The following is a 22,699-nucleotide window of genomic DNA, read 5'->3' on the forward strand; positions in this document are numbered from 1 at the left end:
AAACTCAAGGACTGGCGGCGTATCGCAACACGCTATGACCGGTGTGCCCACACCTTCTTCTCCGCCATCTGCATCGCAGCCACCGTCATCTTCTGGCTTTGATCAATGAGTCCTGAGCCTAGTTGGTCGCCTTCTTGTCTTCCTTCTTGATTTCGTTCCAGGCGTTCTGCTGGGCAAGCATCGAGCGCAAATAGGCGACGTTGGCTTCCGCCTGCTTGGGCGACAATTCCTGGCGCGCCAGTTTCTCGGCCTCGCCGAACCGGCCTTGCAGGCCGACCACCAGGGCCAGGTTCTGCCGCACCCGGCTGTCGGCGCCGGATGCCGCGACGGCCTGGCGCAAATAGGTTTCGGCCGTTCTCAGGTCGCCTTCCAACACATAGGACATGCCCAGATTGGACAGGATCGACGGCTCGTCGGGTTTCAGGTCCAGTGCCTTGCGATAGAGCGTGCGCGCTTGCGCGGAATTGCCGAGCTGGTCGAGGATCGCCGCTTCGGCCGAAAACAGTTTCCAGTCCGGATATTCCGGCGTCTGCGCGCGGCGGATCGCATCGAGCGCGGTCTCGAATTCGCCGGCCGCCGCCAGGGCCTTGCCGTAGGCGGCAAGCACCGAGCGGTCCTTGGGGTGCGCGATCGCCAGCTTGCGCATCACCGCCAGCGACTGGTCCGTCTTGCCGGTCATCTGCAGCACGTTGGCATAGCGTATCGCCACGCGCTTGTCGGTGGGTGCCTTGGTGAAGGCGCGGCCCAGCGAAACCGCGGCTTGCTGCAATTCCTGCGGGGACATCTGCTCGACGGGGCGCGAATTGCCGCGGTCGATCGAGCCGGTCGTCAGGCGCGAATTGGCGCAGCCCGCGACACTGGCGGCCAACGCAATGGCGAGGGCGGCGCGGCGCCAGCGCCTTGCGGTTGCGTTCGCGTCGCGATTGGTCAACATGCGCTCGTCTCCGCTTCGCTGCATCATGGGTTTGATGGTGCGGCCATCTGGAGGCAGAAATATTCCGTTAACCCTAACGGTTGGTTAAGGACGCCAGCCTCCCGTAAGGATAAGTGCCCGATGCCCGTCGAACTGATCGCCGAAAAACCCGCTACCGCCCGACCGGTCCATCTCGTCACCAAGGCCGGGCTCGACGCGGCCGGGCTCGACGCGGCCGCGCGCGCCTGGGCCGGAGCGAACGGGTTTTCCGGCAAGGTTGGCGAATTGCTGTGCTACCCCGACGAGACCGGGCGCCTCGCCGGCGCGCTTTTAGGGTGGTCCGCGACGCGGGAGGGGTTTTCGCCGCTCGCCACCGGAAGGCTGGCGCGACACTTGCCGCCGGGCGACTGGTTTTTCGCCGGTTCGCTGGACGAGCCGGACAATGCCGCGCTCGGCCTTTTGCTCGGCGGCTATCGCTTCACCCGCTACGGCAAGAAGCAGGGCGACGATTTGCGCTTCGTCGCGCCGCAAGACGTCGATGTCGACCGTCTTGAGCGTATTGCCGCCGGTGTGTTCATGGCCCGCGACCTGGTCAATACCCCGACCAACGATCTCGGCCCCGATGCGCTCGAGCAGGCGGTGCGCGGTCTCGCCGCCCGGCACGGCGCTGCCGTGTCGGTGATCGCTGGCGAGGCGCTGCTCGAACAGAATTTTCCGATGATCCACGCCGTCGGTCGCGCGGCCGCCCAGGCGCCGCGGCTGATCGATCTCGTTTGGGGACCGCAGGATGCGCCGCGCGTCACCCTGGTCGGCAAGGGGGTCTGCTTCGACACCGGTGGGCTCGACATCAAGCCGGCAAGCGGCATGCGCCTGATGAAAAAGGACATGGGCGGGGCTGCCAATGTGCTCGGCCTCGCTTCGATGATCATGGCGGCGGGCCTGAAGCTGCGCCTACGCGTTTTGGTGCCGGCGGTCGAGAATGCGATTGCCGGTGACGCCTTCCGCCCCGGCGACGTTTTGAAAAGCCGCAAGGGACCGACGGTGGAGATCGGCAATACCGACGCCGAAGGCCGCCTGGTGCTCGCCGACGCGCTGGCGCTGGCCGACGAGGAGGCGCCGCAGCTTTTGATCGACATGGCGACCCTGACCGGAGCGGCGCGCGTCGCTCTTGGGCCGGACCTGCCGCCCTTCTACACCGACGACGACGCCTTCGCCGTCGCGCTGGCCGCCGAGGCCGGGCGTGTCTGCGATCCGGTGTGGCGCATGCCGCTGTGGGCGCCTTACGATGCCGGACTTTCCTCCAAGGTCGCCGACGTCAACAACGTCACCACCGACGGCTTTGCCGGCTCGATCACCGCCGCGCTTTTTTTGAAGCGCTTCGTCGAACGTGCTGCCACGTGGGCGCATTTCGACATCTTCGCCTGGAGCCCGACCGACCGGCCGCATGGCGTAGCCGGCGGCGAGGCGCAGGCGATCCGCGCGCTTGAGAGCCTGTTGGCGGCGCGCTATCCGGCGTGACTGGCTTGCCTCGGGCAACATTTCGGGGTTGAATGAAACGGACCCGAAACAAGCCTTGTGAATCAAGGAAGACATGTCCGTATCCTTGCGTCCGAGCCAGGCATTGAGGCTGTGGCAGCACGTATCGCTGGCCGAGGTGCTGGACGATCGGCCGGATCTGAGCATGCGCCAGACCGCCATTCTCTTGACGATCTATCTCGATCCGCCGCCACATACCGTGCGCGGGCTTGCCGCCAGACTTGCCGTGACCAAGCCGGTCATCACGCGTGCACTCGACACCATGGGCGCGCTCGGCCTCGTCAGCCGGCACCGCGACGACAACGACAAGCGCAATGTGCTGATCAAGCGTACGGTCAAGGGCGCGCTCTATGTCGAGCGCCTCGGCGACGTGATCATCGAACAGGGACGGGAGTTGCCGCTGTGACGGTTCTGGATCGCAGGCTTCACGCCTATCGCGAGGATCTCGCCGACACGCGTTTGCAAGGCCGGGTCGCAGCGCCGCGCTTCGTGTCGCCGCGTGCCAGGCGGATCGCGAGCCCTGTTGTTGACTTGCTGGTCGGGCCCGATCGCGCTTCGGGCGTCAATTCCCAGTTGCTGCGCGGCGCCGACGTCGACCTGTTCGACGAACGCGACGGGCTCGCCTGGGTCCAGGCGCGTGAGGACGGTTATGTCGGTTATGTCGAAGCCGCCTCTCTGGCCGAACCCGGTACTGCAGCGACCCATGTCGTGATCGTGCCGCGCACCTTCGTCTATGGCGTGCCCGACATGAAATCACCGCGCATCGCCGCGCTGTCGATCGGCACCCGGCTTGCCGTGACCGGCACGGCCGAAACCCGCGGCAGCCGTTTCGCGATCACCGCTGACGGCGAAGCCGTGTTTGCCGATCACCTGCGGCCCGTCGGCTGGGTTGCGCCGGACTATGTCGCCGTCGCCGAGCAGTTCGAGCATGCGCCCTATCTGTGGGGCGGCACGTCCGGTTTCGGTCTCGATTGCTCCGGCCTGGTCCAACTCGCCATGAGGATGGCCGGCACGATCGTGCTGCGCGATTCCGACATGCAGGAAGCGATCGGCGCACCGCTCGATCCTGGGCCGGACTTCCAGGCCGTGCGCCGGGGCGATCTGGTGTTTTGGAAGGGCCATGTCGCGATCGTCACCGCGCCCGGCGAGGTCATTCATGCCAACGGCAATACGATGACGGTCGCGCGCGAGCCGCTTGCAGCGGCCATTGCCCGGATAGCGCGGCTGTTCGGCGCGCCGACCGTTCTGCGGCGGCCCTGAGCGTGATTTTTCCGTGCGGGCGCGCCGTCAGCGTCCCCAGTCCGGTGTCTGTTCGCCAATAACGAACGGCGAGGGCGCCCGCGTCGCGACGCCAAGCTGAACGAAAAACGCCGCGAGCGCGACGGCAACCAGGGCGAGCCTGGCATAGTGAGCGATGCCGGCCATGATCTCTTCTCCGGTCCCGTGTCCTCTGCCGCTTGGTCGCGGCGATGCCGGAGAAGGTTCAAATCGGTTGTTGTTATTGGAAACCGGTGGCGCCAGGCCCGGCGCGGGATCAATAGCCGGCCTTACGATCGACGAGATTGCGCAGGGGCTCGCCCCGGTCGCAGGCATCCATCTGTTCCAGCATAAAGGTCGCCAGATGGTCGGGATCGGAGGCCGCGGCCGCATGCGGGGTGACGAACACGCGCTCGTGCGTCCACAACCGGCTCGTTTCCGGCAGCGGTTCGCTCTCGAACACGTCGAGGCTCGCTTCCTTCAGCACGCCGTCGTCGAGGGCGCGCAGGATATCAGCGCTGTTTTGCAGAAGCCCGCGCCCGGCATTGATCAGTACGGCCCCGCCGAGCGCGTTGTCGCGCCGCAGCTTCGACAACAGCACGTGGTCGACTATGCCCGTCGTTGCCGGCGTCAGCGGCAAAAGCACGACCAGAATGTCCGTTGCGCCCAGAAAGGCGTCGAGACCCGCCGAGCCGCCATAGACGTCGACGCCCTCGACCGGGGCGCCGCTCCGGCTCCAGCCATTGACCCGGAAGCCGAGCGTAAGCAGCGCCCGGGCAGCCGCGCGACCGAGTTCGCCCATCCCCATAATGCCGACCGAAACCCTGTTCGCCGCCGGCTGCGGCGGCTCGATCCAGGCCTTGCGCCTTTGCTGCGCGCGGTAGAGAAAGCCTTGGCGGTGATGGTCGAGCACGCGCCACACCACGTATTCTGTCATATATTGCGTCAGGTTGTCGGCCACCACGCGCACGATCGGCACGTCCGGCAGATCCGGGTCGGCGAACAAATGGTCGACCCCGGCGCCGCCCGAGAAAACCGCCTTGAGATTGGGCAGGCCGACGAGCAGCCCGGGGTGCCGGTTCCACACCACGGCATAGTGGATCGACGTGTCGACCGGACGTTCGCGGTCCAGCACCACCTCGCGGCCCGCCGACAGCCTCTTGCGCCAGTGCTGCGGGTCGAACCCGGCGACGGACAGGAGAACGCGGCCTTTGACGGGAGCTTGCATAGTGTGTGCGGTCTTGCGCCTGAAAACTACTGGCTGACCACGCCCTCCGGCGCGGCGGTGATGTCGAAGGCGGCGGCGAGCAACGCCCGCGTATAGTCCGATTGCGGCGCCCGGAATATCCGCTCGGCCGGTCCGGCCTCCACGATCTTGCCGTTGCGCATCACGATCACCTCGTTGGCGAGCGCGCGCACCACCTTCAGATCGTGGCTGATGAACAGATAGGCCAGGTCGTGGCGTTTCTGCAGGTCGCGCAGCAGGTCGACCACCTGTGCCTGCACGCTCATGTCGAGCGCGGAGGTCGGTTCGTCGAGCATGACGAATTTCGGCTTCAGCACCATGGCGCGTGCGATCGCGATGCGCTGGCGCTGGCCGCCCGAAAATTCGTGCGGATAGCGGAAGCGGGTCTGCGGATCGAGCCCGACCTCGTCCAGAACCGCCACCACGCGCCGGTCGCGTTCGTCCGCCGACAGCGCCTTTTCGTGGATGGCAAGCCCCTCCTCGATGATCTCGGCCACCGACATGCGCGGGCTGAGCGAGCCGAACGGGTCTTGGAACACGATCTGCAGTTCGCGGCGCAGCGGCCGCATCTCCTTGAACGACAGGGCATCGATGGCGCGTTCGCCGAAGCGGATGCCGCCTTGCGAGGCGATCATCCGGCACAGCGCCAGCCCTAGCGTCGTCTTGCCCGAGCCCGATTCCCCGACCACGCCCACGGTCTGCCCGGCACGCAGCGTGATGTCGACGCCGTCGACCGCCTTCACGTGGTCGACGGTACGGCGCATGAAACCCTTCTTGATCGGAAACCAGACCCGGATGGCGTCGCCGGTCATCACCTGTCGGGCGGCCGCGTCGGCCGGCGGCGGCTCGCCCTTCGGCTCGGCGGCCAGAAGGTGCCTGGTATAGTCGTGTTGCGGATTGTCGAAGATCTCTTGCGTCGGCCCGGCTTCGACGATCCTGCCCTTGGTCATCACGCAGACGCGGTCGGCGATGCGCCGCACGATGCCGAGGTCGTGGGTGATGAACAGCATCGACATGCCGTTCTTGCGTTTCAGCTCGTCGAGAAGCTCCAGGATCTGCGCCTGCACGGTGACGTCGAGCGCGGTGGTGGGCTCGTCGGCGATCAGCAATTGCGGTTCGTTGGCGAGCGCCATGGCGATCATCACGCGCTGGCGCTGACCGCCGGACAGTTGGTGCGGATAGGCGCCGAGCCGTTTTTCCGGCTCGCGGATTCCGACCTCCTCGAGCAGCGCCAGCGTGCGTGCGCGCGCTGCGGTGTCGCTCATGCCCTGATGCAGTTTCAGCACCTCGCCGACCTGCTGCTCGATACTGTGCAGCGGGTTGAGCGAGGTCATCGGCTCCTGGAAAATCATGGTGATGTCGCGCCCGCGGATCTTGCGCAGCGCCTGTTCCTTCGCGCCGAGCAGGTCCTGGCCGTCGAACAGGATTTCGCCGGACGGATGGCTGGCGGCCGGATAGGGCAGGAGTTTCAGCACCGACAGCGCCGTCACCGACTTTCCCGAGCCGGATTCGCCCACCAGCGCGACCGTCTCGCCGCGGCCGATGTCGAACGACACGTGGTCGACAGCGAGGCTTTGCTTCTCGTCCTGCGAGAAGGCGACGGAAAGATCGCGAACGGAAATAAGGGGCGCGCTCATTTGAACGTCTTCCGGGGGTCGAAGGCATCGCGGGTCGCCTCGCCGATGAAGATCAAGAGCGACAGCATCAGCGAGATCACCACGAAGCCGGTAATGCCGAGCCAGGGCGCGTTGAGGTTCTGCTGACCCTGTTTGAGGAGTTCCCCCAAAGAAGCCGAACCCGGCGGCAGGCCGAAGCCGAGAAAGTCGAGCGAGGTCAGCGTGGTGATCGAGCCGTTGAGGATGAACGGCAGAAAGGTCAGCGTCGCCACCATCGCGTTGGGCAAGAGATGGCGGAACATGATCGTGCGGTTGGGCACGCCGAGCGCGCGGGCGGCGTTGACATATTCGAAATTCCGCGCCCGCAAGAACTCCGCCCGCACCACGCCGACGAACCCGACCCACGAAAAAAGCAGCATGATCGCCAGCAGGATGAAGAAGCCCGGCGGCAGGACGGCGGCGATGATCAGGATCAGGTAGAGCACCGGGATCGACGACCAGATCTCGATGAAGCGCTGGAACAACAGGTCGGTCCAGCCGCCGAAATAACCTTGTACGGCGCCGGCCGATACGCCGATCACCGCCGAGCACAGCGTCAGCGCCAGGCCGAAAAGCACCGAGATGCGGAAGCCGTAGATCGCCCGCGCCAGCACGTCGCGGGTCTGGTCGTCCGTGCCCAGCCAGTTCCAGTTGCCGAGCGTGCAGCTCGGGTCGTCGGCACCCTGCGGATAGCGCGCGCAGCGCGTCTCGCGGTCGTAGAGCCAGGACGGCTTGGCGGGCGCGGCTTCGGGAATCTCGTTGTTGACCGTGCGGTAGGAATAGCGGATGGGCGGCCAGATCAGCCAGCCATTGGCCTCGATCTCCTCGAAGATCACCGGGTCGCGATAGTCGGTCACTGCCAGGAAGCCGCCGAATTTTTCCTCCGGATAGTCGACAAGCACCGGAAACAGGATCTCGCCCTTGTAGGAGGCCAGCACCGGCTTGTCGTTGGCGATGAACTCGGCGAACAGCGACAGGACGAACAGCACTAGGAAAATCCACAACGACCAGTAGCCGCGGCGGTTCGCCTTGAAATTCTGCCAGCGGCGCTGGTTGAGCGGCGACAGCCAGCCACGGCGTGGGGCGGCCTTGGCCGGCGGGGCGTCGGGAGCGGTGACGGCACGCTGCATCACACGTCCCTCCGCTCGAAATCGATGCGCGGATCGATCCAGGTGTAGACCAGGTCCGAAATCAGCCCGACGACGAGGCCGATCAGGGAAAAGATGAACAGATTGGCGAACACTACCGGGTAGTCGCGGTCGAGCACCGAGCGGAAGCCCAGAAGGCCGAGCCCGTCGAGCGAAAAGATGTTCTCGATCAGCAGCGAGCCTGTGAAGAAGGCCGAGATGAAGGCGGCCGGGAAGCCGGCGATGATGATCAGCATCGCGTTGCGGAACACGTGACCGTAAAGCACCTGGCGTTCGGTCAGCCCCTTGGCGCGCGCGGTGACGACATATTGCTTGCGGATTTCGTCGAGGAAGGAGTTCTTGGTCAGCAACGTGTTGGTCGCGAAGGCCGACAGCACCATCGCTGTCAGTGGCAGGGTCAGGTGCCAGAAATAGTCGACGATGCGTTCCGGCCACGACAATTCGTGCCAATTGTCGGAGACCAGGCCGCGCAGCGGGAACCAATCGTAGAACGAGCCGCCGGCGAAAAGCACCATCAGGAGGATGGCGAACAGGAAGCCGGGAATGGCATAGCCCACAATGACGATGCCGCTGGTCCATATGTCGAAGCTGGACCCGTCCTTGACCGCCTTGCGAATGCCGAGTGGAATCGAGATCAGGTAGGAAATCAGCGTGATCCACAGGCCGAGCGAGATCGAAACCGGCATTTTTTCCAGGATCAGGTCCAAGACCGTGATGTCGCGGAAGAAACTCTCGCCGAAATCGAACCGGGCATAGTCCCACAGCATCTTGAAAAAACGCTCGAGCGGCGGTTTGTCGAAGCCGAACTGCACCTCGAGCTGCTTGATGAATTCGGGGTCGAGGCCCTGCGCGCCGCGATATTTGGAATCGCCGGCATCGAAGTCCTGCACGCCCGAATCGCCGCCGCCGCCCGAAATGCGGTCGGCCGCGTCGCCGCCCTGGCCGGTGATGCGCGCGATCACCTGCTCGACCGGTCCGCCTGGCGCGAACTGGATGACGGTAAACGAGATCGCCATGATCCCGAACAGGGTCGGGATCATCAAAAGCAGGCGTCTGAGGATATAGGCTCCCATCAGTCCGCCGCCCCGCAACCCGCCTTCATGTCGGAGCGTCTAGGATTTCCCAATTGCCTCTGCCTTGTCAGGATCGACCCACCACAATGTCTCGACCGGGAAGCCGTAATCGGGTTTCGGCTGCTTGAAACCGAACATGTCCCAAAAGGCGGCCCGGTGATTCGCCGCATGCCAATTTGGAATCCAGTCGTGCCGCGCGCGCAAGACCCGGTCGAGCGCGCGCATGACCACGGTGAAGCTTTCGCGGTCGCCGGCTTCTTCGGCAAGCGCGATCAGCGCATCGACCGCGGGGTCGGCCGTTCCGGCCAGATTGCGCGAGCCGGGCAGCCTGGCCGAGCGCGAATGGAAATAATGCGTCAGCTCGTCGCCCGTCGGCGTGGCGGTGAAGGAGGCGGCGATGCCCAGCATGTCGAAATCGAAATCGAGCTGGCGCGCCTGGTACTGCGTCGCGTCGACCAGGCGGATCGAGGCGTCGATGCCGACCGCCTTCATGTTCTCGACAAAGGGCGAATCGACCCGCACGAAAACCTGGTCGCGCACCAGGATTTCCAGCGCGAGCGTTTCGCCCTTGTCGTTGCGCACCAGCGTGCCGTCGCGCGTCCAGCCGGCTTCCGCCAGCAGCCGCGCCGCGCGGGAAAGCAGTTTTCGGTCGCGCCCCGACCCGTCGGAGACCGGCGGCGTCACCGCCTCGCCGAACGCCGCCTCCGGAATCTGCCCGCGAAACCGTTCCAGGATCATGCGCTCGGCGGGCGAGGGCAGGCCGGTGGCCTTGTAGTCGGAACGCTCGAAGGTCGAGTGCGAGCGTTCATAGGCGCCGTAGAAAAGGTTGCGGCGCGTCCACTCGAAATCGAAGCACAGTCCGACCGCCTCGCGCACGCGGCGGTCGCTAAATCGCTCGCGTCGCTGGTTGAGCGCCCACGCCTGCATCGACGGGCGCAATTCGGATGGAAATTCGCGCTTGACCACCTTGCCGTCCTCGACGGCGGGAAAGTCGTAACCGGTCGCCCACACCCGCGAGGTGAATTCCTGCCGGTAGGTTACCTCGCCCTTCTTGAAGGCTTCGAACCCGGCCTGGCGCTCCTGATAGAACTCGATGCGGATGCGGCCGAAATGGCCGAGTCCCTTGGCGACCGGCAGCTCGCGCGCCCAGTAATCCTCGACCCGGTCATATTCGATCCAGCGCCCCGGCTCGAACCGGCCGACCTTGTAGGCGCCCGAGCCGAGCGGCGGCCTGAGTTCGGAACTGTCGAACGGATGCGTCTCGTAAAAGGTCCGCGAGACGATCGGAAATACCGATACGCCCAGAATGGTGCGCGCCGACTGGTCGCCGGAAAAACTGATGCGGAAGGTGTGGTCGTCGACCGCGACGGCCTCGCGCATGTGCGTCAGCGGCAACAGTAGGCTCGGATGGCCTTTTTCCTTGAACAGATTGTAGCTGAAGGCGACGTCGTGCGCGGTCAGCGGGCTGCCGTCGTGAAAGCGGGCCTGCGGCCGCAGCGCGAAGGTGAAGCTGTTGCGATCGTCCGAGATCGACACGGTTTCCGCAACCAGCCCGTAGAGCGCGTCGGGCTCGTCGAGCGCACGCGTCATCAACGCGTCGAAACACAGTTCCATGCGCGGCGGCGCGTCGCCGCGCGACACGAAACTGTTCAGCGTGTTGAAGGTCAAAACGTTCTGATTGAACCCCCAGTTCGGCGGCGCGAAATTGAACGTGCCGCCCGCCGGTGCGTCCGGGCTCGCATAGTCGAAATGGGTGAAGTCGGGCGCGTATTTGAGATCGCCGAAGGCCGACAGCCCGTGCAGGCTGCGGCCCGTCGGTGGCGCGGCCAGCGCCGCACCGGGCAAGTGGGCAAGGCCAAGCGCGGCGCCGGCCAGGGCCAGGAAATCGCGGCGGGGCAAGGTGTTTGTCATGGCTGGGCCCGGCTCAGTTCTGGCCGCTCGTTTTTCCGGCAAGGGCCGCCGCCTTCTCCGGATCGATCCACCATGAATCGATATCGGCGCCGATATAGGACGGCTGCTCGTCGGGAATGCCGAACTTGTTCCAGTAGGCGAGCCAGAGCACCGAGCGGTGCCACTGCGGCACGACGTAGAAATTCCACAGCAATACCCTGTCGAGCGCATGGGTCGCCGCCACCAGTTCCGCGCGATCCTTGGCGTAGATCACCTTTTCCACCAGCGCGTCCACCACCGGGTCCTTGATGCCGGGAAGGTTGCGCGAGCCGGGCTGGTCGGCCGCCGTCGAGCCCCAGAATTCGCGCTGTTCGTTGCCGGGCGACAGGGACTGGGCGAATTGTCCGGTGAGCGAATCGAATTCGAAGCCGCGCAGCCGGTTGATATATTGCGAGGTATCGACGATCCGAAGCGTGGCGTCGATGCCGAGCTTGCGCAGCGTGGCGATATAGGAACCGGTGATCACCTCGTCGGTCGGGCTGCGGCCTAGAAATTCTATTCTGAACTGCTCTCCGCTCGCCTCGCTGACCAGCTTGCCGCCCTTGATCACCCAGCCCGCCTCGGCAAAAAGCTTGACGGCGCTGCGCAGATGGGTGCGCTCCGCCTGTGGGCTGTCATAGACCGGCAGGGTGAATTCCTCGGTGAAGACTTCCGGCGGCAACTGGTCTCGGAATTCTTCGAGAATGGCCAGTTCGCGCCCCTCGGGCAGGCCGGACGAGGCCAGTTCGCCGCCTTCGAAATAGCTGTCGGTGCGTGTGTTCTGGCCGTAGAAGAGGTTGCGGTTCATGCTCTCGAAATCGAGCGCGATGGTCAGCGCCTGGCGCACCTTGCGGTCCTGGAATTGCGGCCGCCGCAGATTGAGCACGAAACCCTGCATCGGTTCGTTGCTCGAGGTTGGAAATTCGCGCTTGATGACGTCGCCGGCCTTGAAGGCGGGAAAGTCGTATTCCACCGTCCAGCGTCTCGAGCTATTTTCCGGCCTGATGTCCTCGAGCCCGCCTTTGGTGAAGGCCTGCCATTCGGCATTCTGATCCTGGATATAGATATATTTGCGCCGGTCGAAATTGTTGCGTCCGACATTCACCGGCAGATCCGCCGCCCAATAATCCTCGACGCGCCGCCACACGATTTCCGCTCCGGGCCGGAAGCTCTCGATCCGGTAGGCGCTCGAGCCGAGCGGCGGTTCCAGCGTCGGTTGGGTGACGTCGCGCTTGTTGCCCTTGGCGTCGACACCGTCCCACCATTGTTTGGGCAGAACCGGCATGTCGCCCAGAATATGCGGCAATTCGCGATTGCCGGTCTGGTCGAAGGAGAATTCGATCTCGCGTTCCGAAAGCGCCTTGGCTTCGGTCACGCTGGAGAAGTAGCGATTGAAATTGGGGCTGTTTTCTTTCAGCACGCCGAAGGTCCACACCACGTCGTCGGCGGTGATCGGTGTGCCGTCGTGCCATTTGGCTTGCGGGTTGAGCCGATAGGTGGCCGACGAATAGTCGTCGGGATATTTGTAGGCTTCAGCGATCAGCGGGTGGCTCGTGCCCGGCTCGTCGGTCGATTGCTGCATCAGCGTGTCCCACAACAGACCGCCGAAAAAATTCAGCCCGGCCGCCGGCGTGCCGCGCACGATGAACGGGTTGAAACTGTCGAACGTGCCGGCCGTAACCGAATTCAGCGTGCCGCCCTTCGGCGCGTCGGGATTGACGTAGTCGTAATGGGGAAAGTCGTCGAGATATTTGGAGGTCCCGATCAGCGAGGTCGTGGTATGCCACTGCCCGTCGGCCGCGCGGGCATGTTCGGCCGGCGGCGTCAGCAGCATGGCTCCCAGACACATGCTTGCGAATATCGAAAAACGCCTCATCTCACTCCCTTCGATCTTGCCGGCTCGGCTGGTCCGCCGCGTGCCGCGGTGAAACCGCATCCGCTGTTTCTGGCACAGGCTAACAAAAAAAGCCGGGGTGAACCCGGCTTTTTCGTGGAATTGAGATTACAATTTGGTCATTCGGCGGCCGGCTTTTCGGCCTCCTCGCCAGTGTCCGCGGCGTCGTCGGCGGGAGCGGCCTCTTGCTCGGCAGCCGGTTCCGCGTCGGTCTCTGCGGCCGGCTTTTCGGCTTCCCCGCCGCTTTCGGCAGCGTCATCGGCGGGGGCCGCGTCGGTTTCGGCAGCCGGCTGGTCGCCCGCGGTGGCGTCGTCCGCCTGGGCGGCCTCTTCCTCCGTCGGCACTTCCGGCAATGGCGCCGGGCTGTCCGACAGCGTGTGCAGATAGGCGATCAGGTCGGCGCGCTCGTCCGGCTTCTTGATGCCGGCGAAGCCCATCGCGGTGCCTTTAACCAGGCCTTTCGGCGAGGCCAGGAAATCGTCCAGATGCTGGTAGTCCCACACGACCGTGCCGTCCTGGGCGAACTCCTGCATCGCGCCGGAATAGGAAAAGCCCTCATGCGTGGCGATCGGTCGGTTGACGATGTCCCATAGATTGGGACCAACCTTGTTGGCGCCGCCATTGTCGACCGTGTGGCAGGCCGCGCATTTCTTGTACACGTTCTCGCCCGCGCCCGCATCGGCGGAAGCCAGGCGCACGGCGATCGGCTCGATTTCCGGAACAGCGGGGCCGCCACCGCCGCCTTCCTCTTCGGCCACCTCGATCGCGTAGCCGGCATTCTCCGGCGTGGGGCTGGCAAAGATCGAGTCCGATACGATGCCTATGGTGAACACCACAAAAGCCGCGCCGAGCAGCCCGCCGAGCAGTTTGTTGAGTTCGAATGAATCCATGTGAACCGAGGCTCCTGAAATCCGCGACCGCCTGCCACCGCATACGGTCCGCACCGGCTGAAACCGGCCAAGTTGCGCGGAACGGGTCTAGGTCTTTTGCTACGGCCTTGCAACACATATAAGACCTATTCCATGTGAGACGTTTTGCCACTTTTCCCGCCCCAGATGTCGATTGTCATTCTCATACCAGCCCGCATGGGCTCCACCCGCCTGCCGGGAAAGCCGCTCGCCGATATTGCCGGCAAGCCGATGATCGCCCATGTCGCGGCGCGGGCGGTTGAAAGCGGGCTCGGCCGCGTTGTCGTGGCCGCCGACAGCGACGAGATCTGCAGCAGCGTGCGCGCTCATGGCCACGAGGCGGTGTTGACCGGCAGCCATCACGAATCGGGATCGGACCGTATCTTCGAGGCCCTGCAAACGCTTGATTCGGCGGGCGAGGTCGAAACCGTGATCAATCTTCAGGGCGACCTGCCCACGATCGATCCCGCCGATGTCGCGGCCGTGCTGGAGCCGTTGCGCCGGGCCGAGGTCGATATCGCCACGCTCGGCGTGGAAATCGTCGCGGAAGACGAAAAGACCAATCCCAACGTCGTCAAGATCGTCGGTTCGCCGACGGCGCCGGCGACGTTGCGGGCGCTCTATTTCACCCGCGCCACCGCCCCGTGGGGCACGGGGCCGCTCTACCATCATGTCGGCATCTATGCTTACCGGCGCGCCGCTCTGGAACGTTTCGTCGCACTTGCCCCCTCGCCGCTGGAGCGGCGCGAGAAACTGGAACAGTTGCGCGCGCTCGAAGCCGGCATGCGCATCGATGCCCGCATCGTCGACGCCGTGCCGCTCGGCGTCGACACCCCCGCCGATCTCGAACGCGCCCGTGCGGCGCTCGCTATCCGAGGAAACTGACCGCATGTCGTCCAAGACCAACAAGATCGCCTTTCAGGGCGAGCCGGGCGCGAATTCCGACACCGCCTGCCGCAACATGTTTCCCGAGATGGAGGTGTTGCCCTGCGCGACGTTCGAGGACGCCTTCAACGCGGTCGAGACCGGTAAGGCCGACCTGGCGATGATCCCGATCGAAAACACCATCGCCGGCCGCGTCGCCGACATTCACTATCTGCTGCCGGAATCGCGGCTGCATATTGTCGGCGAGTATTTTTTGCCGATTCATTTCCAGCTGATGACGCTGCCTTCGGCCGACATCGACGACATCAAGGCCGTCTACAGCCATATTCACGCGCTGGGCCAGTGCCGCAAGGTGATCCGCCGCCACCGGTGGAAATCCGTGGTCGCCGGCGACACCGCCGGCGCGGCGCGGCTCGTCGCCGAGGAGGGCGATCCTACCTGTGCCGCGCTGGCGCCCAGGTTGGCAGCCGAGCTTTACGGGCTCAAGGTCGTCGCCGAGAACGTCGAGGACACAGACAGCAACGTGACGCGTTTCGTCGTGCTGTCGAAGACCAAGCGCTGGGCCGAGCGCACAAGGCCCGACACCACGATGATGACCACCTTCATCTTCCGCGTGCGCAACCTGCCAGCCTCGCTCTACAAGGCGATGGGCGGGTTTGCCACCAACGGCGTCAACATGACCAAGCTGGAGAGCTACCAGCTCGGCGGCAAGTTCTTTTCGACGCTGTTTTACGCCGATGTCGAGGGCCACCCCGACGACCGCAATGTGGCACTGGCGCTTGAGGAGCTGCAGTTCTTCTCGCGCGAGGTGCGCATTCTCGGCGTCTACGAGGCCCATCCCTTCCGCGCCACCCAGAGCGAGGACGACTGAAGCTGGCGGCGGCCGGCGCAAGTCGTTATGCCGCTGCCTATCGGCGCCCGCTGCGCGGGTGGGCTTTACCCGTCGGCATCCGCCCAGGCGCTGATCAGGTGGTGCGCGATCGCCATTTTCGGCGGCACCAGCACGCCGCCGGGATGCGTGCCGGCCACGATCTGGCGGGTTTCGGCGCGGCTGAACCAGCGGCAGTCCTCCAGCTCGGTCGTGTCGGCATCGATCGCCTCGGTTATCGCCTCGCCATAGCAGCCGATCATCAGCGAATGCGGGAACGGCCAGGGTTGGCTGGCGTGATAGACGACGCGGCCGATCCGGATGCCCGCCTCCTCGAAGGTTTCGCGGCGCACCGCGTTTTCGATCGTCTCTCCGGGCTCCACGAAGCCGGCCAGGCATGAATACATGCCCGGCATGAAATGCGGGCTGCGGCCCAGCAGGCAGGCGTCGCGCGTCACCGCGAGCATGATGACGACCGGGTCGGTGCGCGGAAAATGTTCCGCCCCGCAGGACGGGCAGGTTCGCTTGAAGCCGCCGTCGCGCATTTGCGAGCCCGCGCCGCAGCGGCTGCAGAAACGATGGGTGTGGTGCCAGGCCAGCATCGCCGCGCCCTGCGCCAGCGCGCCGAGCGCGGCCGGGTCGAGCAGGCCCTGCATATAGATCGAGCGATAGTCGATCGCCTTGACCGTATCGGGAAGATCGTCGACCTCGCGGCCGGCCGGCGCCGCCATCACCGGCCCGTTCGCGTCCCATCCAAGCAGGACCGCATCGGCGAGCTTGGCGTCGAGCGCGCGCGCCTCGTCGGCGCCGTACCAGGCCGAAAAGCTTTCGCCGGCCTTTTTAAGATGCATGCGTCCCCCGCCCATCACCATCACGCGGCAGGCGGGATCGGCAAGCGCGGTCTCGACATCGTCGTCCCTGCGGTTTTCCGACTGCCGGTCGATCGCGTTGCCGGCGAAGCCGACAAACTGGCTCGCCTCGCGTTCGGGCGCGTCGAACAAGTGAAATCCCATCAGGTCAGCTTTCATTTCTGGGGTATAGGGCCGTTACAGCCTTTGCCGGATACACTCCACGAACTGGTGCAAATCCTCGCGGCGATAGGGTTCGCGCAAGCCATGCCCCCAGACCGGGCCGGGCCAGTTCGGGTCGCCTTCCGAGCGTGCGACGATGTGGACGTGGAGCTGCCGCACCACATTGCCGAGCGCGGCGACGTTGACCTTGGTGCATCCGGTTTGCTCCTTCAGCGCCTGACCGACCAGGTTGACCTCGAAAGTGAGCATGGTCAGGTCGAGCGGCGTCAGCTCGAACAGCTCTTCGACGCCGGTGCGGTGCGGCACCAGAACGAGCCACGGCCAGCGGCGGTCGTTCATGACGCGCAACTCGCACAGCCCGAGCCAGATCAGCGGCTCGCTCTCCGCATTCAGCCGCCGGTCCAGGATGAAACCGTGTTCTTGCCCCCGCATCATGGGCGTTTCCCCGATCTGGTTGTCCGAAGGCTAGAACCGTTCATCGTCAAATGGAAGCGGTTTGATGGGCAGGTTTTTTGGCTCCGGCCGGTGAAAAACCGCGTTGGGAAAGGCAAGGCGGCGGGGGATCGCCATCGTTTGCGCGCATTGCGCGCGCGTCCGTGGGTCCCGCGCGTCATCGTGCGTTGCCATGTTGCGGCCCCTTGCATTTGCCCGCGCAATTGACGATATGGGGCGTGGGAGGTTGGTGGTGGACGAGCCACTCGCCAACCGGGTCAGGTCCGGAAGGAAGCAGCCCTAACGAGCCACGGCACGGGTCATCGTGCCAGCCTCCCACCTCACCGTTGCGCTCCAGGGCCAATCGACATTTCGAGTTCCGGCGCGGCGCGGCATTGACGCCGCCAACCCGCCGCGCGAGATTTGAGCGGACCGGGCGTCCATGATCCGGGCAGTCAGACGGAGCGACATCGAGCCATGAGCGAGGCCGGCGCAGGCGACAGCAGGGAGCGTGCCTATCGCGTGCTCGCCCGGAAGTACCGGCCGCATGATTTTCAGGATCTGATCGGCCAGGAGCCGATGGTGCGCACGCTGACCAACGCATTCGCCAGCGGGCGCATCGCCCAGGCCTGGATGCTGACGGGGGTGCGCGGGGTCGGCAAGACCACGACGGCGCGCATTCTGGCCCGCGCCCTCAATTACAAGACCGAGGCGGCCGACCGGCCCTCGATCGACCTCGCCCAACCCGGCGAGCACTGCCAGGCGATCATGGAAGGCCGGCATGTCGACGTCATCGAGATGGACGCCGCCTCGCATACCGGCATCGACGACATCCGCGAAATCATCGAGCAGGTCCGCTACGCCCCCGTGTCGGCGCGTTACAAGGTCTATATCATCGACGAGGTCCACATGCTGTCGACGCAGGCCTTCAACGGCCTGCTCAAGACGCTCGAGGAGCCGCCGCCGCATGTGAAGTTTATCTTCGCCACCACCGAGATCCGCAAGGTGCCGATCACGGTCCTGTCGCGCTGCCAGCGTTTCGATCTGCGCCGCATCGACGCGGGCGTGCTGGTGGAGCATCTGCGCGGGATCGCCGCCAAGGAGGAGATCGCCGTCGAGGACGAGGCGCTGGCGATGATCACCCGTGCCGCCGAGGGCTCCGCGCGCGATGCGCTGTCGATTTTCGACCAGGCGATCGCCCACAGCGCCGGCGCGGTGACGGCGGCGACGGTGCGCGACATGTTGGGCCTGGCCGACCGCGCCCGCGTCATCGACCTGTTCGAGAGACTTATGCAGGGCGACATCGCCGCGGCGCTGGCCGAGTTCCGCGCTCAGTACGACGCCGGCGCCGATCCGGCCGCCGTGTTGACCGACCTTGCCGAGTTCACCCATCTCGTCACCCGGTTGCGTTTCGTTCCCGAGGCCGCCGACGACGCCGCCCTGACCGAGGACGAGCGCGTGCGCGGGCCGAAATTGGCCTCGGATCTGTCGGTGCGGATATTGTCCAGGGCCTGGCAGATGCTCCTGAAGGGCATTCCCGAGGTGCAGGCCTCCAGCCGCCCGGTCAGCGCCGGCGAAATGGTGCTGATCCGCATGGCGCATGCCGCCGATCTGCCGACGCTCGACGAGGTGCTCAAGCGCGCCGACGACGGCGCCGAGCCCGCACCGGCCGGCGGACCCGCCCGCCGCACGTCCGCGCCGGGGCCGGGCGCCGGCGCGCGCGCGGTGTCCGCGCCCGTTGCGCTCGCCTCGGGCAATGGCGGCGGCGGCGCGACCATGCGGCTGGCTGCGACGACGCCGGAAGCGGCAATTCAGCCGCACCAAAGCCATCCCGCACCGGCCGAGACCGCGCAGCCCGAGCCGCGCATCGCCTCGCTGGCCGACATCGCCGCGCTGGCCGACAGCAATCGCGACCTGGCCTTCAAGGTGCTGGTCAAACGTTGCGTGCGGCCTGTCAGGATCGAGCCGGGCCGGCTCGAGGTCAGCCTGACCGACGACGCGCCGAAGACGTTGCTGGGCGACATCACCTCTCGCCTGCAGCAATGGACCGGCCGGCGCTGGATCGTGTCCTTGTCGCGCGAACGCGGCGACGACACGATGGCCGAGAAGGAGGCCAGCCGGCGCGAAAGCGCCATTCTCGATGCGCGCGCAGACCCCGAGGTCGCGGCGATCCTGGCCCGTTTTCCCGGCGCCCGCATCATCGACGTGCGCATCCCCGATGCGGTCGCGGCGGACGAACCCATGGTCGAACCGGCGCCGGACGCCGACGAAGACGACAGCTGAACACGAGGACAGTGCAATGAAGGATCTGATGGGCCTGATGGGCAAGGCCAAGGAAATGCAGGCCAAGTTCGAGGCCATGCAGCAGGAGATCGCCGAGCTCGAGGCATCCGGGCAGTCGGGTGGCGGCTTGGTCAACGTCACGCTTTCTGGCAAGGGCGAGATGAAGCAGCTCAGGATCGACCCGTCCCTGTTCAAGGAGGACGATGTCGAGATTCTGGAAGACCTGATCCTGGCCGCGCACAATGACGCCAAGGCCAAGGCCGAGGCGTTGATGCAGGAAAAGACCAAGGAACTGACCGCCGGCCTGCCGATCCCGCCCGGTTTCAAGCTGCCGTTCTAGATCGGCGCCCGGCCGGGCACGGGGTGGCTTGGTCGTCCTTGCCCGATCCGCCCTGGTATCCGCCCGCGCTGGCCCCCATATCCGTGCCATGATCCCGATTTCCGTTCTCGACCTGGCGCCCGTCGCCGAAGGCAGCGACGTCGCCCGGTCGCTGGCCAACACGCTCGATCTGGCGCGCCATGCCGAGGGCTGGGGCTACCGTCGCTACTGGCTGGCCGAGCACCACAACATGCCCGGCATCGCCAGCGCCGCCACGGCGGTGGTGATCGGCCAGGTCGCGGCCGCGACCTCCACCATCCGCGTCGGCGCCGGCGGCATCATGCTGCCCAACCACGCGCCGTTGATGGTCGCGGAAGCCTTCGGCACGTTGGCGGCCCTTTACCCGGGTCGCATCGATCTCGGCCTCGGCCGCGCGCCGGGCACCGACATGGCGACCGCCCATGCGCTGCGTCGCGGGCTGAACGCCGATCCCAACGCCTTCCCGCAGGACGTGGTCGAGTTGATCGACTGGTTCCGCCCGCCGCAGCCGGGCCAGCGCGTGCAGGCGGTGCCGGGCGCCGGTCTGGAGGTGCCGATCTGGATATTGGGCTCCAGCCTGTTCGGCGCCCAGCTCGCCGCCGCGCTCGGCCTGCCCTACGCCTTCGCCTCGCATTTCGCGCCGGCCGAGATGGAAAACGCCGTGCGGATCTATCGCGAACGCTTCAAGCCGTCCGAACAGCTCGCAAAACCCTATGTCATGCTGGGCATGAGCGTGTTCGCCGCCGAGACCGACGCGGCGGCGCGGCTTTTGTTTTCCTCGCAGCAACAGGCTTTCGTCAATCTGCGCTCCGGCCGGGCCGGCAAGCTGCCGCCGCCGGTCGAAAATTACCAAGACACGCTCGATCCGTCCGCCAGGGCGATGCTCGCCCAGGCGCTCTCCTGCGCGGTGGTGGGATCGCCGGAGACGGTCAAGGCCGGCATCGCCGATTTCACGCGCCGCACCGGCGCCGACGAGCTGATCGTCACCGGCCAGATCTTCGATCACGCCGCCCGGCTGCGCTCCTTCGAGATCCTGGCCGATTGCCATCGCGCCCTGGCACGGGCCGCCTGAGGAATGCGCGGCGCGACGTCACGGAGGGGACGGTGACGGCCGGCATTCCGGAGGACGGCGGGCTCGATCTCGACGCCTATTTCCGGCGTATCGACTATCGCGGCGAGCGCGCGGCGACGTTGGCGGTGCTGCGGCAGCTTCATTGTCTGCATCCCCAGGCGATCGCTTTCGAAAATCTCGATCCGCTGCTCGGCCGGCCGGTGAAGCTGGATCTGGCTTCTGTGCAGGACAAGCTCGTCCGCTCAAGGCGCGGCGGTTATTGTTTCGAGCACAACCTTCTGTTCTGGCAGGTGCTTTCCGCGCTCGGCTTCCAGGTGACGGGGCTCGCCGCCCGGGTGATGTGGGGCCAGCCGGACGAAACCGCGATCCCGCGCGCGCATATGCTTTTGCGCATCGCGCTCGACGGCGAGACCTGGCTTGCCGATGTCGGCTTCGGCCGTATGACCCTGACCGCGCCGTTGCGCCTTGCCGCGGGCGTGGTCCAGTCGACCCCGCACGAGGACTACCGCATCGTCGATGGTGGCGATCATTTCCGCCTGCAGGCCGCGGTCGACGGCGACTGGCGTCCCGTCTACCATTTCGACCTGCAGCGGCAGCAGCCGATCGACTACCGGGTCTCCAGCTATTATATGGCGACCCATCCCCAATCGCATTTCACCTGGACGATCATGGCGGCCCGGCCGACGCGCGACGGGCGTTTTACCCTGTCGAACGACCGCCTGACCTTCCGCGGGCACGACGGCGCCGTCCGCCAGCGCCGGCTGGAATCGATTGACGATTTCGTCGAAACGTTCCGAACCGATTTCGGCGTCGAAGTCCCCGACCGGGCCGGTTTTGCCGCGCGCGTCAAGGCAACCGGCATCCTGAAAGACGCTTAGGGCGTTTCCAGGCGAAGCGGACAGCGGTTCGCCGCTCAAAAAAGCGTCGAAATAGTAAGGTGGAGTCGGTCTGCGGTTCCGTAACAGGCAGAACGCCCTGGCTCAGCGCAGCGCCCGCACCAGCCCGGAATCGGGAAAGCAGGTCGGCGCGCGGCCGTTTTTCGTCTGCCAGGCCCCGATCGAGCGGCGCGTCTTGAAACCGGCCAGCCCGTCGGCGCCGCCGACATCGTGGCCGAGCCGTTCCAGCCCGCGCTGCATCGCGGCGATGTCAGCCCGGTTCAGCCGGTCGATCGCCGTCCAGCCGCCGGCAAAGCGGCGGTCGCCATAGGCGATGCGGTCGCCGGCATGGCCGACGAATAGCGCGTAGACGTCGCTCTCATTATACTGTTTCAGCACGTAGAAATTGGGCGTGACGATGAAGGCGGGGCCGAAGCGGCCGGCCGGCATCATCAGATAGCCCTCGCCGGTGAGCTCGTGGGCGGGAAACGGTTTGCCGCCGACGCGCTTGATGCCCATCGCCGCCCAGTCGGCGATCCGCCGGCCGCGGTCCGGTCCCTCGAGGGCGCAGGACACGTCCCGCGGCACCGTCACCTCGAACCCCCAGTCGCGCCCCCGCACCCATCCGTGCGCGTCGAGATAGCGCGCGATCGAGGCCAGCGTATCGGGCTCGGAATTCCAGATATCGGCGCGCCCGTCGCCGTCGCCGTCGGCGGCGAATTTCAGATAGGAGCTCGGCAGGAATTGCGGCTGGCCGAGCGCGCCGGCCCAGGACGATTTCATGCTGCGCGGGTTGATCTGGTTGCGGTCGGCCAGAACGAGCGCGGCCAGCACCTCGGTGCGGAACATCTCCTTGCGCGTCGACAGGAACGCCTTGGTGGCCAGAACCTGGAACGCGTCGTGCGGGATCTTTGCCCGGCCGAAGCCGGATTCGCGGCCCCAGATCGCAAGAATGATTCCGGCCGGCACGCCGTGGCGCTTTTCGATCGCCGCGAGCGTGCCGCGATGCCGCTTGAGCCGTGCCCGCCCGCCGGCGGTGACGCCGCGCACGGTGTTTTCGTTGAAATAGGCGGCCGGCGAGCGGAATTCGGCCTGATGCTGCGCCACAGGCGCCTTCTTGCCGGGCAGGACGAGATCGGGCAGGTCGAGATTGGGCGAGACGCCGGCAAAGGCGGCCTCGAAGGTGGCGCGCGACACGCCGTTGGCCTTGGCGGCCGGCCACAGATCGGCGTCGAGCCAGGCGCGGAACTGTTTTTCGAGCGAGGACGCGCCCGCCGGCACTGTCGCCAGAAGCAGCGCGGCGGCGAGGATGGCAAGGCGGCGCAGGCGTGTCATG

At 65.8% G+C, this 22,699-nt stretch carries 21 protein-coding genes, 1 other RNA gene and 1 pseudogene; 11 read left to right on the forward strand and 12 right to left on the reverse strand.

Annotated elements, in window-relative coordinates; genetic code table 11:
* Nucleotides 1-102 (forward strand): annotated as a pseudogene (locus C7T96_RS18280) (IS5/IS1182 family transposase); the annotation flags it as partial.
* Between the two features lie 16 nt (nt 103-118).
* On the opposite strand, the gene C7T96_RS18285 reads toward C7T96_RS18280, so the two are convergent.
* Nucleotides 119-934, reverse strand: a complete 816-nt coding sequence (locus C7T96_RS18285; protein WP_106572704.1) for a tetratricopeptide repeat protein — start codon at nt 932-934, stop codon at nt 119-121.
* A 120-nt stretch (nt 935-1,054) separates the two neighbouring features.
* Here C7T96_RS18285 and C7T96_RS18290 point away from each other — a divergent pair, with 120 nt between their 5' ends.
* The 3 genes from C7T96_RS18290 (at nt 1,055) to C7T96_RS18300 (ending at nt 3,709) form a co-directional block, all read left to right on the forward strand.
* Nucleotides 1,055-2,431, forward strand: coding sequence for a leucyl aminopeptidase family protein (locus tag C7T96_RS18290; protein ID WP_106572705.1), 1,377 nt, complete (start codon nt 1,055-1,057; stop codon nt 2,429-2,431).
* A 73-nt stretch (nt 2,432-2,504) separates the two neighbouring features.
* Nucleotides 2,505-2,855: a MarR family transcriptional regulator gene (locus C7T96_RS18295; protein WP_106572706.1), complete on the forward strand. Its 351-nt coding sequence runs from the start codon at nt 2,505-2,507 to the stop codon at nt 2,853-2,855.
* Nucleotides 2,852-3,709 carry an NlpC/P60 family protein gene (locus tag C7T96_RS18300; RefSeq protein WP_106572707.1) on the forward strand — a complete coding sequence of 286 codons (858 nt, stop codon included), beginning with the start codon at nt 2,852-2,854 and terminating at the stop codon, nt 3,707-3,709. Before C7T96_RS18295 ends, C7T96_RS18300 begins: the two co-directional genes overlap by 4 nt.
* Before the next feature lie 27 nt (nt 3,710-3,736).
* On the opposite strand, the gene C7T96_RS24090 is transcribed toward C7T96_RS18300, so the two are convergent.
* The 8 genes from C7T96_RS24090 to C7T96_RS18335 form a co-directional block, all read right to left on the reverse strand.
* Nucleotides 3,737-3,874 (reverse strand): hypothetical protein, encoded by a 138-nt coding sequence (locus C7T96_RS24090; RefSeq protein WP_158264414.1) that lies wholly within the window; start codon nt 3,872-3,874, stop codon nt 3,737-3,739.
* Between the two features lie 109 nt (nt 3,875-3,983).
* The gene (locus tag C7T96_RS18305; protein WP_106572708.1) at nt 3,984-4,934 is read right to left on the reverse strand and encodes a glyoxylate/hydroxypyruvate reductase A; all 951 of its coding nucleotides are present in this window, start codon (nt 4,932-4,934) and stop codon (nt 3,984-3,986) included.
* A 26-nt stretch (nt 4,935-4,960) separates the two neighbouring features.
* The gene (locus tag C7T96_RS18310; protein ID WP_106572709.1) at nt 4,961-6,589 is read right to left on the reverse strand and encodes an ABC transporter ATP-binding protein; all 1,629 of its coding nucleotides are present in this window, start codon (nt 6,587-6,589) and stop codon (nt 4,961-4,963) included.
* On the reverse strand, nt 6,586-7,737 hold the full coding sequence (locus C7T96_RS18315; RefSeq protein WP_106572710.1) for an ABC transporter permease: 1,152 nt from the start codon (nt 7,735-7,737) through the stop codon (nt 6,586-6,588). The genes C7T96_RS18310 and C7T96_RS18315 overlap by 4 nt, the downstream gene beginning before the upstream one ends.
* Nucleotides 7,737-8,828, reverse strand: coding sequence for a microcin C ABC transporter permease YejB (locus C7T96_RS18320; RefSeq protein WP_106572711.1), 1,092 nt, complete (start codon nt 8,826-8,828; stop codon nt 7,737-7,739). The genes C7T96_RS18315 and C7T96_RS18320 overlap by 1 nt, the downstream gene beginning before the upstream one ends.
* A 39-nt stretch (nt 8,829-8,867) precedes the next feature.
* Entirely contained in the window at nt 8,868-10,739 is a 1,872-nt protein-coding gene (locus C7T96_RS18325) for an extracellular solute-binding protein (protein WP_106572712.1), read from the reverse strand.
* Nucleotides 10,740-10,752: 13 nt separating this feature from the next.
* Nucleotides 10,753-12,591 carry an extracellular solute-binding protein gene (locus tag C7T96_RS18330; RefSeq protein WP_245414172.1) on the reverse strand — a complete coding sequence of 613 codons (1,839 nt, stop codon included), beginning with the start codon at nt 12,589-12,591 and terminating at the stop codon, nt 10,753-10,755.
* 179 nt (nt 12,592-12,770) lie between these two features.
* Entirely contained in the window at nt 12,771-13,541 is a 771-nt protein-coding gene (locus C7T96_RS18335; protein ID WP_106572714.1) for a cytochrome c family protein, read from the reverse strand.
* Nucleotides 13,542-13,706: 165 nt separating this feature from the next.
* On the opposite strand from C7T96_RS18335, the gene C7T96_RS18340 reads away from it, so the two are divergent.
* Nucleotides 13,707-14,444, forward strand: a complete 738-nt coding sequence (locus C7T96_RS18340) for a 3-deoxy-manno-octulosonate cytidylyltransferase (RefSeq protein WP_106572715.1) — start codon at nt 13,707-13,709, stop codon at nt 14,442-14,444.
* A 4-nt stretch (nt 14,445-14,448) separates the two neighbouring features.
* The gene (locus C7T96_RS18345; RefSeq protein ID WP_106572716.1) at nt 14,449-15,315 is read left to right on the forward strand and encodes a prephenate dehydratase; all 867 of its coding nucleotides are present in this window, start codon (nt 14,449-14,451) and stop codon (nt 15,313-15,315) included.
* Nucleotides 15,316-15,380: 65 nt separating this feature from the next.
* Here C7T96_RS18345 and nudC read toward each other — a convergent pair whose 3' ends face one another.
* Both nudC and C7T96_RS18355 read right to left on the reverse strand, forming a co-directional pair.
* Nucleotides 15,381-16,325: an NAD(+) diphosphatase gene (nudC, locus tag C7T96_RS18350; RefSeq protein ID WP_106572880.1), complete on the reverse strand. Its 945-nt coding sequence runs from the start codon at nt 16,323-16,325 to the stop codon at nt 15,381-15,383.
* Between the two features lie 33 nt (nt 16,326-16,358).
* The gene (locus C7T96_RS18355) at nt 16,359-16,778 is read right to left on the reverse strand and encodes an HIT family protein (protein WP_106572717.1); all 420 of its coding nucleotides are present in this window, start codon (nt 16,776-16,778) and stop codon (nt 16,359-16,361) included.
* Nucleotides 16,779-17,017: 239 nt separating this feature from the next.
* Here C7T96_RS18355 and ffs point away from each other — a divergent pair.
* From ffs to C7T96_RS18380, 5 genes are all read left to right on the forward strand, one after another.
* An RNA gene (gene ffs, locus C7T96_RS18360) (signal recognition particle sRNA small type) lies at nt 17,018-17,115 on the forward strand.
* An 83-nt stretch (nt 17,116-17,198) separates the two neighbouring features.
* Complete coding sequence (locus C7T96_RS18365; RefSeq protein WP_280951742.1) at nt 17,199-19,058, forward strand: DNA polymerase III subunit gamma/tau; 1,860 nt, start codon at nt 17,199-17,201, stop codon at nt 19,056-19,058.
* A 16-nt stretch (nt 19,059-19,074) separates the two neighbouring features.
* Nucleotides 19,075-19,398 (forward strand): YbaB/EbfC family nucleoid-associated protein, encoded by a 324-nt coding sequence (locus C7T96_RS18370; RefSeq protein WP_106572719.1) that lies wholly within the window; start codon nt 19,075-19,077, stop codon nt 19,396-19,398.
* A gap of 88 nt (nt 19,399-19,486) precedes the next feature.
* Entirely contained in the window at nt 19,487-20,488 is a 1,002-nt protein-coding gene (locus tag C7T96_RS18375; RefSeq protein ID WP_106572720.1) for an LLM class flavin-dependent oxidoreductase, read from the forward strand.
* A gap of 32 nt (nt 20,489-20,520) precedes the next feature.
* Entirely contained in the window at nt 20,521-21,366 is an 846-nt protein-coding gene (locus tag C7T96_RS18380) for an arylamine N-acetyltransferase (RefSeq protein WP_245414173.1), read from the forward strand.
* 102 nt (nt 21,367-21,468) lie between these two features.
* On the opposite strand, the gene C7T96_RS18385 is transcribed toward C7T96_RS18380, so the two are convergent.
* Nucleotides 21,469-22,698: a lytic murein transglycosylase gene (locus tag C7T96_RS18385; protein ID WP_106572882.1), complete on the reverse strand. Its 1,230-nt coding sequence runs from the start codon at nt 22,696-22,698 to the stop codon at nt 21,469-21,471.
* Nucleotide 22,699: the final 1 nt, after the last annotated feature.

The sequence above is a fragment of the Nitratireductor sp. StC3 genome (assembly GCF_003015025.1).
GTDB lineage: Bacteria > Pseudomonadota > Alphaproteobacteria > Rhizobiales > Rhizobiaceae > Mangrovimarina > Mangrovimarina alexandrii.

Coding starts and splice junctions, on each gene's coding strand:
- C7T96_RS18285 (WP_106572704.1), bottom strand. CDS start 934: ATGTTGACCAATCGCGACGCGAACGCAACCGCAAGGCGCTGGCGCCGC.
- C7T96_RS18290 (WP_106572705.1), top strand. CDS start 1,055: ATGCCCGTCGAACTGATCGCCGAAAAACCCGCTACCGCCCGACCGGTC.
- C7T96_RS18295 (WP_106572706.1), top strand. CDS start 2,505: ATGTCCGTATCCTTGCGTCCGAGCCAGGCATTGAGGCTGTGGCAGCAC.
- C7T96_RS24090 (WP_158264414.1), bottom strand. CDS start 3,874: ATGGCCGGCATCGCTCACTATGCCAGGCTCGCCCTGGTTGCCGTCGCG.
- C7T96_RS18305 (WP_106572708.1), bottom strand. CDS start 4,934: ATGCAAGCTCCCGTCAAAGGCCGCGTTCTCCTGTCCGTCGCCGGGTTC.
- C7T96_RS18310 (WP_106572709.1), bottom strand. CDS start 6,589: ATGAGCGCGCCCCTTATTTCCGTTCGCGATCTTTCCGTCGCCTTCTCG.
- C7T96_RS18315 (WP_106572710.1), bottom strand. CDS start 7,737: ATGCAGCGTGCCGTCACCGCTCCCGACGCCCCGCCGGCCAAGGCCGCC.
- C7T96_RS18320 (WP_106572711.1), bottom strand. CDS start 8,828: ATGGGAGCCTATATCCTCAGACGCCTGCTTTTGATGATCCCGACCCTG.
- C7T96_RS18325 (WP_106572712.1), bottom strand. CDS start 10,739: ATGACAAACACCTTGCCCCGCCGCGATTTCCTGGCCCTGGCCGGCGCC.
- C7T96_RS18330 (WP_245414172.1), bottom strand. CDS start 12,591: ATGCTGCTGACGCCGCCGGCCGAACATGCCCGCGCGGCCGACGGGCAG.
- C7T96_RS18335 (WP_106572714.1), bottom strand. CDS start 13,541: ATGGATTCATTCGAACTCAACAAACTGCTCGGCGGGCTGCTCGGCGCG.
- C7T96_RS18340 (WP_106572715.1), top strand. CDS start 13,707: ATGTCGATTGTCATTCTCATACCAGCCCGCATGGGCTCCACCCGCCTG.
- C7T96_RS18345 (WP_106572716.1), top strand. CDS start 14,449: ATGTCGTCCAAGACCAACAAGATCGCCTTTCAGGGCGAGCCGGGCGCG.
- nudC (WP_106572880.1), bottom strand. CDS start 16,325: ATGGGATTTCACTTGTTCGACGCGCCCGAACGCGAGGCGAGCCAGTTT.
- C7T96_RS18355 (WP_106572717.1), bottom strand. CDS start 16,778: ATGATGCGGGGGCAAGAACACGGTTTCATCCTGGACCGGCGGCTGAAT.
- C7T96_RS18370 (WP_106572719.1), top strand. CDS start 19,075: ATGAAGGATCTGATGGGCCTGATGGGCAAGGCCAAGGAAATGCAGGCC.
- C7T96_RS18375 (WP_106572720.1), top strand. CDS start 19,487: ATGATCCCGATTTCCGTTCTCGACCTGGCGCCCGTCGCCGAAGGCAGC.
- C7T96_RS18385 (WP_106572882.1), bottom strand. CDS start 22,698: ATGACACGCCTGCGCCGCCTTGCCATCCTCGCCGCCGCGCTGCTTCTG.